This window comes from Enterococcus sp. AZ177, assembly GCF_050544585.1.
Lineage (GTDB): Bacteria > Bacillota > Bacilli > Lactobacillales > Enterococcaceae > Enterococcus_L > Enterococcus_L plantarum.
This window is the reverse complement of the sequence record NZ_CP172944.1, coordinates 2,788,027-2,801,517: the sequence shown is the minus strand read 5'-3', so window position 1 is coordinate 2,801,517 and position 13,491 is coordinate 2,788,027. Positions and strand designations below refer to the sequence as shown.

The window sequence follows — 13,491 nt, the reverse complement described above, 5'->3', positions numbered from 1 at the left end:
GCCCTAAAAATTGTATGTAGATTAACCAGTCAATTTTGCTTTTATCCGATGATGATTGTAATAATCAATATAATTTGTAACTGCTCGGTTTAATTCCTCAAAGCTAGAAAAACTACGGGCATAATACATTTCTTGTTTCATTAGACCAAAGAAATTTTCCATTAATGCATTGTCCAAACAATTTCCTTTTCGTGACATACTCTGGTATAACTTTGCTTGCTTCAATTGTCTAACATACTGTTGATTTTGGTAATGCCACCCTTGATCGGAATGGATTGTTGTTCGAAAGTTGGTCTTTTTACTTTCTTTAATGGCTGTTTTTAAAGGAATCAATACACAATCCAACGTTGGTTTTTGCTGAAATTGATAGGCAATGATTTCTCCATTAAAACCATCAAGAAAAGGACTGAGATAGGCTTTTCTTTTTAGTTTAATTCCTTCGGAATTTCGTTCAGTATAGTGAAATTCTGAAATATCTGTAAAGATTTTTTGTTTTGGCATCGTGCTAAAAAAGCGACGATTCACCTTGTTCTTTGCCAAGGTTCCCACTAAACCTTTGTAAGATCGATACCTTCTTGAACGACGAGTAAAGCTTATACATACTAAGTTATATTTCTTCATAATTCGTCGGATTTTCTTATGATTGATTTGATAGCCCATATTCACTAAAGCCAGTTTGATTCGACGATAGCCATAATTGCGATCATTCTCTTCAAAAATTATTTGAATCAATTTCTCTATGTGAGTCATTTTTTCTTCGCTCATTATCTGTTTTTTCCAGTAATTGAAGGTAGAACGCGGTAGCTTAATCGCTTGTAATACATGATCTTGACGATACTTTCCAATAAGTTCTATGGCTATTCTGGTTTGAACTCGTCTTTTCGCTTCGCCATAATAGTTTGTTGGAAAGTCCGTAGCTTTTTTAAATACTCGACCTCGATTCGCAAACGTTCATTCTCACGCTCTAATTCCTTTTCACGAGATAGTTTGCTTGTTTCTTGCTGTTTTTTTGTTGGTTTATTCATCCTTTTTTTGGGTCTCCCTTTTTGATTAGACAGAGCCGTTTGACCACCAGCGATGTATTTCCTTTGCCAACGAGAAATCATCGACCCATTAGGCAGCTTGAATTGTCTTGCTGCTTCACCGAAAGAAGCACCTGTCGTTTCTATAAAGTGTAATACATCTCGCTTAAATTCACTAGTATATTTTGTCAGTGAACGGTGTCTTTTGAGCCCTTCTTTCCCAAATAATTGATAGGAGTGTTTCCAATTGTAAATTAAGGCATTTGATGGGAGTCCGTATTTTTTGGCCAAGGCTCGTCCGCCCAGCGGGCCTTCTAGGTACTCTTTCACTAGCTTTAATTTGAATTCTACCTCATAATAACTCATAAAAAATAACCTCCAAAAATTGTATTTTTCACGTACAACTTTCGGGGGTCACATCATTATGTCCCAGACTCTATGACTCGAAAAGCCACCATGAAATAAAACGTAATGCCATGAAGCATAGGGAGCAAAATTGGCGCGGGCCAACGCCACTAGTGCTACCGACTTAATCGCTGTGACATATAGGAAAACCAAAAGAAAAAGGAAGACTAAGTCATTATTACTTATGAAAAATTACGTATTTTTCCACTTGAAATTTTTTCTGGAAACTTCAAACGAATAATCTTTAAATTAGTTATTTTTTTAATATTATTAAAAATAATAGTATCATCGATATAAGTAGTCCATTATTTTGTGTTTTTATATAAAATGCCTTCAAACGTAGAATGGATGGTAAAGTTTGCAATTTTTTTGGTTTTCTATTTGAAATGATTGTGGTTAGTTTGACTATTTATTGTATTTACTACTTCACTCCTGAATTTACCATTGAAATATGTACTTTTATCCGCTAGTCTCTTATATATTTAAAAATTCTTAAATAAATTAATGTTTTTTAAAACAAAATTACGTTTCTCTATCTTTTTATTTGAATTATATATAAAAGTGGTATAGAGTATCAAACATCCTAATTAGAAAAGATTTTTTTTTTTGAATAGTATATACACATAATTGGAGGCATTTATTTTGGATAGAAAACAGAGAATTTATCAAATTGAATGTATGAAAGAAATATTGAAAAAAAGACCCATAAAAAAGGTTAATCGATTTAAAATGAGAAAAGTAAAAAAAATATGGGTATTTTCGTATGCCGTCACAACCATTTTTGGTGTGAATATTATGATGGATTACTTCGCTAATGGACATAGTATTCTTGCATATGCTGATGAAGCAAGTAGCCAGTATACGCCAAGTTATTATTATTATAATGGAAATCCAATAATTATAAGTGGTGGTACTATTGGTGTAAGTATGGAAATTAGAGTTCCTAATAGTCTAGGGAAAACAATTAGATCAGTGACGTTTAGTAATGGCTCTGGACAAAAAACGCTTAGTTCCTTTACATCACCTGTTCAAGATTCTTCATCAGACAGTTATACAATTCTAACGAGTCAACCGCCCTTAACTGTGAACCCTACAAGTCAAGCACAAGATAGCTATGTTCGTAATCCTATAATATTTACTTATACAGATGGGACTACCTTTAAGACTTCTATTGGGACTAGTGATGTAATTCGAGAGATGGAAATAGCTATCAGGCGACTTCAAAGACAGATTAATTCGTTAAATAACTTTGATGACAACTATAAAATCAAAACGAATGAGGCTTATGTTTCCAAGGCCAATGAATTAGCAAATAGTTACGAAGCCAATTTATTGTATCCTGAAAGTAACACTATTGTTTCACCCGATTTTCCAGATGGAGCTGTCTTAGATGCGATGTCATCAGATAAAAAAGACCAGAATACATGGTTTGGTGAATTAAATACAACAGTTGCAAATAAAACAACTGAAATTAATGCAATCACAGATGCTGTTCCAGGTGGAAAGGAAGAAGCAAATCAAAAAGTGGCAGATTATCTTACTCAAGCTAAAGCAGAAGTATTTGCTTCAGAAGGAACAGCCATTTCTACCAAAGCACAAGAGTGGATTGATAAAATTAATGCGATACAAGTTGAGCGAATAGCTGCTACGCCGGAAACACCAACCATTTCACCAGCTACTGAAGGTGAGCAAGAAATATCTGGAACGGGTCAACCAGGAGATACGATTGTTATCACCGATCAAGGAGGTACTGAGTTAGGAATGGGTACTGTTGGAGAAGATGGCAGTATCAAAATTGCTACGAATCGTCCGTTAGAAAAAGGGGAAATAATCACAGTGACTCCTAGCATAGGAGATAAAGTGGGAACCCCAGCAACAGTAACGGTATTACCAAAAAGTGAAACCGGCGAAGGAGACACAGGTAACATAGGAACGCCAGATTCACACAAACCAACAATTAACCAACCAACGGCTGGCGACCAAGTAGTAACTGGTACAGGAACCCCAGGAGATACCATAGTGATCACCGATCAAGGAGGAACTGAATTAGGAACCGGTACAGTAGGAGAAGATGGCAGTATCAAGATCGATACGAACCGTCCACTAGAAGCAGGCGAAGTAATCACGGCAACGCCAAGTACAGGAGAAAATGTAGGCACGCCAGCAACAGTAACGGTATTACCAAAAAGTGAAACCGGCGAAGGAGATACAGGTAACATAGGAACGCCAGATTCACACAAACCAACAATTAACCAACCAACGGCTGGCGACCAAGTAGTAACTGGTACAGGAACCCCAGGAGATACCATCGTGATTACGGATCAAGGAGGAACTGAATTAGGAACCGGTACAGTAGGAGAAGATGGCAGTATCAAGATCGATACAAACCGTCCACTAGAAGCAGGCGAAGTGATCACGGCAACACCAAGTACAGGAGAAAATGTAGGCACGCCAGCAACAGTAACGGTATTACCAAAAAGTGAAACAGGCGAAGGAGACACAGGTAACATAGGAACGCCAGATTCACACAAACCAACAATTAACCAACCAACAGCAGGCGACCAAGTAGTAACTGGTACAGGAACCCCAGGAGATACCATAGTGATCACCGATCAAGGAGGAACTGAATTAGGAACCGGTACAGTAGGAGAAGATGGCAGTATCAAGATCGATACGAACCGTCCACTAGAAGCAGGCGAAGTAATCACGGCAACGCCAAGTACAGGAGAAAATGTAGGCACGCCAGCAACAGTAACGGTATTGCCAAAAAGTGAAACCGGCGAAGGAGATACAGGTAACATAGGAACGCCAGATTCACACAAACCAACAATTAACCAACCAACGGCTGGCGACCAAGTAGTAACTGGTACAGGAACCCCAGGAGATACCATCGTGATTACGGATCAAGGAGGAACTGAATTAGGAACCGGTACAGTAGGAGAAGATGGCAGTATCAAGATCGATACAAACCGTCCACTAGAAGCAGGCGAAGTGATCACGGCAACACCAAGTACAGGAGAAAATGTAGGCACGCCAGCAACAGTAACGGTATTACCAAAAAGTGAAACAGGCGAAGGAGACACAGGTAACATAGGAACGCCAGATTCACACAAACCAACAATTAACCAACCAACGGCTGGCGACCAAGTAGTAACTGGTACAGGAACCCCAGGAGATACCATCGTGATTACGGATCAAGGAGGAACTGAATTAGGAACCGGTACAGTAGGAGAAGATGGCAGTATCAAGATCGATACAAACCGTCCACTAGAAGCAGGCGAAGTGATCACGGCAACACCAAGTACAGGTGAAAATATCGGAACCCCAGCAACAGTAACGGTATTGCCAAAAAGTGAAACCGGCGAAGGAGACACAGGTAACATAGGAACGCCAGATTCACACAAACCAACAATTAACCAACCAACAGCAGGCGACCAAGTAGTAACTGGTACAGGAACCCCAGGAGATACCATAGTGATCACCGATCAAGGAGGAACTGAATTAGGAACCGGTACAGTAGGAGAAGATGGCAGTATCAAGATCGATACGAACCGTCCACTAGAAGCAGGCGAAGTAATCACGGCAACGCCAAGTACAGGAGAAAATGTAGGCACGCCAGCAACAGTAACGGTATTACCAAAAAGTGAAACCGGCGAAGGAGATACAGGTAACATAGGAACGCCAGATTCACACAAACCAACAATTAACCAACCAACAGCAGGCGACCAAGTGGTCACAGGAACTGGTACGCCAGGAGATGTTCCAGAGAAAAAAATAACATCTAAAAATCTTCCTAAAATGGGTGATGAAATTTATCAAAGTGTCTCTGTATGGGGAATTTTATTGATGTTATTTAGTGGTGGTATCTTTTTAAAAAGAAAAAAGAATGAGTAATATATAAGGATTATACTAATTTAAAAAATTAGCTCGAATAAATGATGATGTAGTCAAATTAAAACCAGATTGGGGAATAACTCTGGTTCTACGTCAAATTGTGTTTGTGAACAAAAAACTGAATAGAAATCTAAGTCTGGTAAGGATAGAACATTCTTATCAGGCTTTTTATTGTTGTGAAAAGTAAGACTTTGTTAAAGAAGAGTAATTTCTTTTTGAACCAGTGTGGTAGCTGATTATCTAGCTGTTGAAGATACTCAAAAAAGAGCGTATGTTCTCGATGAGAAAAAGCATATTTTAAATATTGAACCGTATCATAGCCTGTTCGTAGGACATCATCATAGTGCAACAGTTCATCGACAATATCTTGTTGACTTAATGGTCGTTTAAATAAGGGCTGATAAGCTCGACAGTTTATATCTAATTTATCGGAATCTTTCAATAGTAGCTTCCAATAGCGTTTTAAACGACGGTATTGTTTTGGTTCAGAACTTTTCAAACGGTTCATCGTTTGAATTCGCAGTTGGTTCAACGTACGATTCATTTGTTGGACGATATGAAAGCGATCCGTCACTAATTGAGCATTCGGAAAAACCGTTCGAAGAAGTTGATGGTAACTAGCGTTCATATCGGTTACGAGATACGCTACATGTAGCCGAGCTTCACGTGTAAAGCGCATGAAATGAGCGGTCAATTTGTATAGTCGTCTATCTTCCAGCACTTCTAACAACTGATTCCGTTCTCCATCCACACAAATAAAGCTCATACTTCCTTGGCAAAATTTCATGGATTTAAATTCATCAATACATAGAATTTTAGGGAGGAAGTTCCAGTTTGTTCGATAATTTTTTGATAGTCTCTCCATCATTCTAAGGACTGTTATGTCTGAAACAAAGTGTTTTTGAGCAATCATTTTTCTTGAAACATTCTTTTTCAGGTCAAGCATAATTTGGTATTGAAGCTGTTTAGATAAGTGATGATGTTCTTCAATCAGCTCTGTATGAGCGTGGAAAGTAGCACCACATTCATGACAAAGAAAACGTGTCCGTTTTAGTTCTAATAGAGTGAAGCGCTCATTAAAAACAGGCAATTGAGCTGTTGTTGTATGACTGCCATTTTTGATGATTTGTCCATGATTGAGGCGCCCACATTTCTCGCAATGAGTAGGTGAATAGGTCAGTTTGGCTTTAATCACTTGAGCTTGCACTCCTTTTACTGGTCTTTGTTCCAACCAATTTTCTTCAAACCGGAGGTTTTTGTCTGTAAGTCCGAGCAATAATCTGGTATTCTTATCCATAGGGAACAACCTTTCTGATGATTTGTGGTTTTTGTCGATTTCATTTTATCAGTTAGTTGTTCCTTTTTTGTATTTAAATGCTCAAAAAAGTGCTGGTAGAAAATCTTTTTTGATTTCCACCAACACAATATATTATAGAGACATAACTCTTTCATTCTGATTTTTTTACGTTACCTTAATCAAGCCGTTAAACAGAAAAATTTCTATTTTCATGTTCTTACAAATTTTAAAGTATAGTAAATGTGTTTATTGGATTTAGTAATGTATTTCGAACCCTATAAAGTGATTATGGCCAATTTATTCGCTATAATCTATTGAAGGAGTATCATGTTGTTGTTAATTTTGTACTTAAAAACAGTTGATTTAAAATAGATTGTATAAATTGAGAGCCTGTTTAAATCGGGAAAGAAAAGAAGATAGATCGAGGAATCAAAAAGGAGTTGGAAAAAATGACAAATTTCAATAAAACAATGTTAGCTATTCCCTATATTAGAAGTAATTTTTTAGGAGATGAATTATCTGAAAAAATGCTGTATTCCCTAAATGTAAAAGAAGAAGCTGCCAATTTAACTAACAACATTAATGAAGCAAATGGTGGCATGTTTACAAGAGGAGTTGAGGTAAGGAGTTTATATTTTGAAACTATTTTGAATAACTATTCCAAATATTTCGAGCAATTAGTGGTGTTAGGTATTGGACTAGATACTAAGTATGATAAGTTAGAATGCCTTGCCGACAAAGATAGTTATGGAATTGATATTGCTAAAAAAGATATAGAATGGATTCATAGTCAATCGGGATATAAAACAAAGGTATCATTAATAGAAGGGGATATAAATCATATAGAAAATGTAATGGAAAAATTAAAGGCACAAGGCTTGGATACGACTAAAAGAACCTTTATTATTTGGGAGGGCGGAACATATTACTTAAATCCTTCACAAGTATTCAAAGTTCTAAGTTTTTTTCGAAATCAAATGAATTTAGTTGGTGTGACAGTTGATCTGATAAACAATGAAGTTATTGAAGATAGAGAACACCCAAATTTTAACACGATCAATAAAGTGCTAGATATATTGAAAAACAGTGGGAACCAATGGAAAGGTTTCTTTGATAAACGAGAAATGACACATTTTCTTAAGGATAGTTTAAAGTATAGAGTATGTGAAATTTTAGAATATGAGAAAGTGGAACAAGAATTATATCCTAAACATACATGTGTTATGATGGAAAATTTAATGTACTTTGTTGTTGCAACGAATCTCAAAAAAAGATAGAAAGATTAGGAGTGGAGAAGAACACAAAGAATGCTTGATAGTTACGAGAAGAGGGGAGCTTAGAAGGAATTAACTAGTGTTGTTATTGAAAACTAAAATAAATGCTACTTATTTAAACTACTAAACTTTTGTTCAAGGTAGGACTTATAAAGCTTAGGATAATTACGATTTAGCTGGAAAAACGTTACAGACTTTTGTGAAAATAGAGTATAGTCAAATTTGAATCTACCTGTAGCTGAATCTAGTAGTTTTCAATGCTAATTTTGAATGTAAATCAATTTTAGACTACAATTGATGTAGGACTATTGTTTGATTTTAAAAGCACTAAAAGAGCTTGGGACATAAGTCCTAACGAAAAATCTAGATGAGGCTGGGACAGAAGCGTTTAATCTCGAGAACCACGTAGGTACTGTGCAACATCAACTCATACTTCGTTGTGTTTTACAGCAATAAGAAGGAATTCACGAAAATTGTTTCTCAAATTTTTGTGAATTTCAGCTTATTTCCGAAGCCTTCAAATCTTAGTGCTTTAGCACTTAGAATTTGATGTGATCGAAGCGAAGCGTAGTGATTGCTTCTGCTCCCGCCGTTTATTCGTATATGGGGTGTGAAACAAAAGTGATTTTACTTTTGTCCCACGCCCATCTAGATTATTTTTTTGTACAAAAATAAGAACACCTTTGCTAAAATAAAAGTAACGACACAAATAAACTAGCGAAGTGTTCTTAGGTTTAAAAATTATACCACAAAATCAAGTCATTCTTCCCTAAAGAAGGTAAAAGAGATAGAAGTTAACTTTAATGATATGCAACCTAATAAATCAAACGATGATATACATAATATTATTACTGAGAATTGGTGCCGTAACTATCCCAAAAAAGATCAAGAATAAAACATTTTAAGGAGAGCAATATGAGAATATTTCGAAACTATTATAAGCTTATTAACAATTTTTATAATGAAAGTTCAAATTTTATTAAGTTATCAATACTTACTGCTACTTTTATAACATCATTGCTAATTAAAGAAATGCTATTTGAAAATATTGATGGTATATTCGGTTATATTCTAGGGTTGACGTCATTCTTGATACTATTTTCTTTATATTCATATTTGTTTTATAAAATTAATCATTAGCTCTTTATAAAAGCAAGGTAGTCTGTATCAAAACGATTGGTATAGGGAACCTCAATAATACATAAAATGTTGCTATGACAGTTACCAAATGGCTAAATTCATTATAAAATCCATCTTAATACATACTATTTAAATTACAATGAGATTTTTATAATATTCTAAAATATAAATATTGAATTTGTTAATATACTATTATTAATAAGTATTGGAGAGATAATTTTATGAAAAAGAGAAACTTTATTCTTTGTATTTTGATTTTTTTATTTGTTTTTACGGGAACTAAAGACGCATTTGCAGATACAGTAAATGGAGAGATATGTGATTCAAATGGAAATCCTCTAATTTACGGAAAAGAGTACTATGTTTGGCATATAGGAGATACAAATATAAAAAGAGGTGGATTAACCTTTGAACCTCATCTTAGTTATGATAATTTACTTTTTTCTAATAATTCTAGTGCAGTCGGAACAGCTCAAGTAATAACGGGAAAACCTAACGGAGAAATAGTACGCGAAGGAGACACTGTTAAAGTAAAGTCAACGAACGGTAACTGGGGAAACGAACGTGAGTGGGCATCTAGAAACTACTTTACGGGGGGCATATATAATGATATGATTTTAAAACAATCTGGAGATAATTTGTTTATTGCAGGGAATAATGTAGATGGAAAAGGTCAAATTGGATTTGGTAAGTATGAAGCGGATGTTTATTATGGAAATATAGCGGTATATAGCACAAATTTAATAGCTAGAACAGGTAAACAAAATAAACTATGGTTATACATGAATAGAAGTCAATTGTTAGGTAATAAAATTCCTACAGATCCTGCTGGCTTAAATTTTGTATATAGAACTACAAGAAAAAATTTAGAGTTTAGACCTGTAAATTAACAGTATTCATTTTTTATTTAGCAATCAAAGAGCGGAAGAGAGAGCTATTTTAGAAGTGGTACAACTTTTGTGAAAAACGATTAGTAGCAGCCTACATGAGATCCAAAAGGAAAGAAAATAGTTCTTGATTAAATGTAAAAGCAGTTCACCTAAAACCTTATATGATGTAGGATATATTTATACATCATATAAGGTTTTTGAATTTGGAGTGATTATTTAAATTTAAAAGCGAGAGTATTATGCCGTTTACTGAAGCAAGCGAAAGCCTGTCAGGACTAATTAGAGGATGAGTTACATAAACAACATAGTTATACAATGGAAAGTCAAAAAGGAGTTGGCAATCAAACCAGCTCTTTTTGTGTAAATTCGAAGCAAATAGCCATAGACTATTTTGCTCAATAATTTTGAACTAATGAGTATCTTTTCGCTTACTAATTTTTCTCGCTTTTTCTGCAGATGCTAATTTTGATATAAACAACGAAATAATTCCTAGACCAACCGTGACATAAAGCATTGTAAAGGCTTTTCCTATCGCAGTTACAGGATACATGTCCCCATAGCCGATGGTTGTCAAAGTAATAAAACTTAAATATAGCGCATCAAATAATGACAGTGACTCTGCCCAACTATAAAAGATTGTGCCAGATATTAATGTCAAGAAAGTCAAGGCAAATAACGCTCTGAACTCATCATCATCTACGAGTTTAAAAAAGTCCTTAAAAAGTCTTTTAATAATAAAATAAAGAGAAATCATTTATTTTCTCCTCTCCTCAATAATCATTTAACACCTAAGATTGAGTATAGTCTTTATTCATAAAAATAATCAAGAATTTTTTATCTTTCGCATATTTTTATTGGAACTACAGAAGATGATTTTGCTTGTATGTGAGAAGAAATTTGGGTTGGTTCTTTGTAATGAAAGAACGAGAAGACTCCATTTAGACAGTTGATTGACACGGTGTATAATTTGTTTTAAGGACGATAGACGTAGCAAATACTTGGTATATTGACTCTGATTACTTATTTTATTAGAGTGATACTGTTATAATGATTGTAGTCTACATGTGATAGAAGTATAAATTTACTAAAAAATGAAACGAAGATAATTTTTGTAGAATGTTCAATTCCGCTCTAAATATTTTTGAATTAGATGTATCGAATCAAGAAAAAGCCAAACGGATATTGGCAAAATCGCAAGTATTTGGTGGTATGGGCTCATGGAATGATTCTCCAGGTTACAAGGCTTACAAATTAGGGATAAAAAAGGAATACGAAAAAGTTACAGAAGAGCTGTTTAATCAGCAATCTATTCTTCAGAAAAAGATTAATGGTGAAAAAAAGATCAGTAGGAGGAGAAGCCAGCTCGTGGAATCCATCTAAAGCTTTAGAAAAACGTGAAAAAGAAAATCCCCAAATATAAGGCAGTCACTGAAGAATGAGAAAAGATTGATTCTATAGCTATAGGTATTTGCTTAGGTGTAGTACTTGGTGTAATGTTCGTTGATTTCGTAAAAAATATGGTGAACTTGCTTGTGAAAAAAAAGACCTACCTTTAGGTGAAGGTAGGAAAAGGAGTTGAAAAATGAAAAAGTGTTTTGTTAGGGTGTTTGTTTGGTATAAGCAAATAGTACCTTAGATTAATGAATAAAATATGAATAAAAATCATCATTTTCATTATTAATTTAGAGCGTGTCTATAATTGGAAAAGAAAAATGTATAGACAAACTAACATTCATGGCTAGACTAATAAAGAGTGTTTACGGTATTGTTTAACCATAATTGGAATAGCGATAGCAGCAAGTATAACGAATGTTTTTTTCATAAAATCATTCCTTTCTAAAGTATTTATTTTATTTCAAGTGCCAAAGCACAACGTGGACGGTAGGATTCGAACCTACACCTCGATGATAGAGAACAAACAACCGTTTAGACTCTAGGAGTTAAACACCACGTTCACCCACATGAATTAAGATTAAGGAAAGAGGCAAATGAGCCTCTTTCACTCAAAAGTTTGGGACAAGTTTCTTACTTTCTTTGTAGAACATATAAACGAATCTGAGGTATCTAATTGTTTCAAAAGCAATGATCATCTCTTTTGTTTATCTATATACAGAATACCGTTTAAACCTTAAATCAAGCCTAAAAAAGTAAGAAGTAAGTATGAAGAATGATTAACTAAGTGATAAGAATCGTAGCTCCTAAAATAGACTAATAATAGAAGTAAAGAAATGTAAAATTTAAAATGAAGGATAGGTGTAAAGAGTATGAAAACATTGTATTTAATGAGACACGGACAAACACTATTTAATGTGCTGGGTAAAATTCAAGGAGCATGTGATTCACCTTTAACTGAAAAAGGAATAGAGCAAGCTCAGATTTCTAGGGACTATTTTATAGCTCATGGTATAACGTTTGATTATGCATATTCATCTACACAGGAAAGAGCCGTTGATACCGCAGAAATTGTATGTGACTATAAAAGTATTATACGATTAAAAGGTGTCAAAGAATGGAACTTCGGTTTGTTTGAGAGTGAAAGCGAACAATTAAATCCTAAAATTAAAGCAGGAGAGACCTCGTATGGAGATTTTTTTGTAGATTACGGTGGAGAATCCAGTGAACAAGTACAAAAGAGAATGAATACCGCTCTTATCGAGGTGATGGAAAAAGAAGGCCATCAAAATGTTTTATGTGTTAGTCACGGTGGTTCTATGTATCGATTTATTCAGAAATGGTTATCTCAAGATCAGATTAAAACAATTCAATTTACCAACTGTTGTATTTTAAAATTTGAGTATTCAGATGGACTATTTGAATTTAAAGAATCAATCAGTCAAGATTAGTAGAATAGTGTAACAGGATTGGTTAGGAGAAAAAAAGATTCTATAACTATGAGAATTTGCTTAGGTGTAATTTTTGATAACCTTGGTTTAGGAATAGCATTAGGTGCTATTGACTTAGTTTAAGCATTTAAAACGTTCTAAGGAGAGTAATAGATGGAGTTGTTTGGTATGATTGAATAAGACAATGCAATAGCGAAAAATATGAACAAAGAAAGTCATTTATATCGTTGATTTATTAAGTACTTTAAATAAGAATTGTTCGGGAGGGTCGCCGTTTTGGGTGATAGGCTTTGGACAGTTCAGTCTTGACTAGCTTAACATAAGGAGTAAAAGATATGGGTATCCAATTTCAGTTGGACACAGGGGATAGAATATATCGTAATGAAGATATTACAGCAAAACTTATAAAAAATTGTTTAGATAAGGTAGACAAGAATGAAGTAGAATTTTTAGTGTTGAAGCCTAATAGAGCAATTAAAGATAGTTTATTCATACAAATAATAAGTCATTTTGTAGTGGAAATTCGTTTTGAAAATCGGGAGAAGGATTTTATTCATTATTCTTATATTACTGATAATCAAGAAGAGGTTTTGAACATACTTATTGATTATTGGAAAGTAAATAAAATTCCTGATATGAAAAATTGGAAAGATATATCTGATTCATTTAAACTTAATTTTTTATCTCGATTATTCAATAAATTAAAAGGATTTAATAATGACTAGT

8 protein-coding genes and 1 pseudogene are annotated in these 13,491 nt (G+C 34.4%); 5 read left to right on the top strand and 4 right to left on the bottom strand.

The window, feature by feature from the left end; translation table 11 throughout:
* Nucleotides 1-21 precede the first annotated feature (21 nt).
* Nucleotides 22-870 (bottom strand): annotated as a pseudogene (locus IGJ34_RS13800) (IS3 family transposase); the annotation flags it as partial.
* The gene (locus IGJ34_RS13795) at nucleotides 858-1,388 is read right to left on the bottom strand and encodes a helix-turn-helix domain-containing protein (RefSeq protein ID WP_111246974.1); all 531 of its coding nucleotides are present in this window, start codon (nucleotides 1,386-1,388) and stop codon (nucleotides 858-860) included. The pseudogene IGJ34_RS13800 and the gene IGJ34_RS13795, both read right to left, overlap by 13 nt.
* A 681-nt stretch (nucleotides 1,389-2,069) precedes the next feature.
* Here IGJ34_RS13795 and IGJ34_RS13790 point away from each other — a divergent pair.
* A complete protein-coding gene (locus IGJ34_RS13790; protein WP_430597672.1) occupies nucleotides 2,070-5,321 on the top strand; it encodes an Ig-like domain-containing protein in 3,252 nt (1,083 codons plus the stop codon).
* Between the two features lie 130 nt (nucleotides 5,322-5,451).
* On the opposite strand, the gene IGJ34_RS13785 is transcribed toward IGJ34_RS13790, so the two are convergent.
* Complete coding sequence (locus tag IGJ34_RS13785) at nucleotides 5,452-6,618, bottom strand: ISL3 family transposase (RefSeq protein WP_430597671.1); 1,167 nt, start codon at nucleotides 6,616-6,618, stop codon at nucleotides 5,452-5,454.
* 449 nt (nucleotides 6,619-7,067) lie between these two features.
* Between IGJ34_RS13785 and IGJ34_RS13780 the strand changes: the two genes are divergently transcribed.
* Together IGJ34_RS13780 and IGJ34_RS13775 are read left to right on the top strand one after the other, a co-directional pair.
* Complete coding sequence (locus IGJ34_RS13780; RefSeq protein ID WP_206837788.1) at nucleotides 7,068-7,895, top strand: class I SAM-dependent methyltransferase; 828 nt, start codon at nucleotides 7,068-7,070, stop codon at nucleotides 7,893-7,895.
* A gap of 1,358 nt (nucleotides 7,896-9,253) precedes the next feature.
* On the top strand, nucleotides 9,254-9,922 hold the full coding sequence (locus IGJ34_RS13775; protein WP_069655059.1) for a hypothetical protein: 669 nt from the start codon (nucleotides 9,254-9,256) through the stop codon (nucleotides 9,920-9,922).
* Between the two features lie 409 nt (nucleotides 9,923-10,331).
* Here the strand turns inward: IGJ34_RS13775 and IGJ34_RS13770 are convergent, their stop codons facing one another.
* On the bottom strand, nucleotides 10,332-10,676 hold the full coding sequence (locus IGJ34_RS13770; protein ID WP_069655060.1) for a potassium channel family protein: 345 nt from the start codon (nucleotides 10,674-10,676) through the stop codon (nucleotides 10,332-10,334).
* A 1,510-nt stretch (nucleotides 10,677-12,186) separates the two neighbouring features.
* Here IGJ34_RS13770 and IGJ34_RS13765 point away from each other — a divergent pair.
* Nucleotides 12,187-12,765, top strand: a complete 579-nt coding sequence (locus IGJ34_RS13765; protein WP_206849288.1) for a histidine phosphatase family protein — start codon at nucleotides 12,187-12,189, stop codon at nucleotides 12,763-12,765.
* A gap of 335 nt (nucleotides 12,766-13,100) precedes the next feature.
* Nucleotides 13,101-13,490 carry a hypothetical protein gene (locus tag IGJ34_RS13760; protein ID WP_430597670.1) on the top strand — a complete coding sequence of 130 codons (390 nt, stop codon included), beginning with the start codon at nucleotides 13,101-13,103 and terminating at the stop codon, nucleotides 13,488-13,490.
* Nucleotide 13,491 lies beyond the last annotated feature (1 nt).

Excerpts from the sequence above, each read along its gene's own strand:
- IGJ34_RS13795 (WP_111246974.1), bottom strand. The coding sequence starts at position 1,388 with ATGAGTTATTATGAGGTAGAATTCAAATTAAAGCTAGTGAAAGAGTAC.
- IGJ34_RS13785 (WP_430597671.1), bottom strand. The coding sequence starts at position 6,618 with ATGGATAAGAATACCAGATTATTGCTCGGACTTACAGACAAAAACCTC.
- IGJ34_RS13780 (WP_206837788.1), top strand. The coding sequence starts at position 7,068 with ATGACAAATTTCAATAAAACAATGTTAGCTATTCCCTATATTAGAAGT.
- IGJ34_RS13775 (WP_069655059.1), top strand. The coding sequence starts at position 9,254 with ATGAAAAAGAGAAACTTTATTCTTTGTATTTTGATTTTTTTATTTGTT.
- IGJ34_RS13770 (WP_069655060.1), bottom strand. The coding sequence starts at position 10,676 with ATGATTTCTCTTTATTTTATTATTAAAAGACTTTTTAAGGACTTTTTT.
- IGJ34_RS13765 (WP_206849288.1), top strand. The coding sequence starts at position 12,187 with ATGAAAACATTGTATTTAATGAGACACGGACAAACACTATTTAATGTG.
- IGJ34_RS13760 (WP_430597670.1), top strand. The coding sequence starts at position 13,101 with ATGGGTATCCAATTTCAGTTGGACACAGGGGATAGAATATATCGTAAT.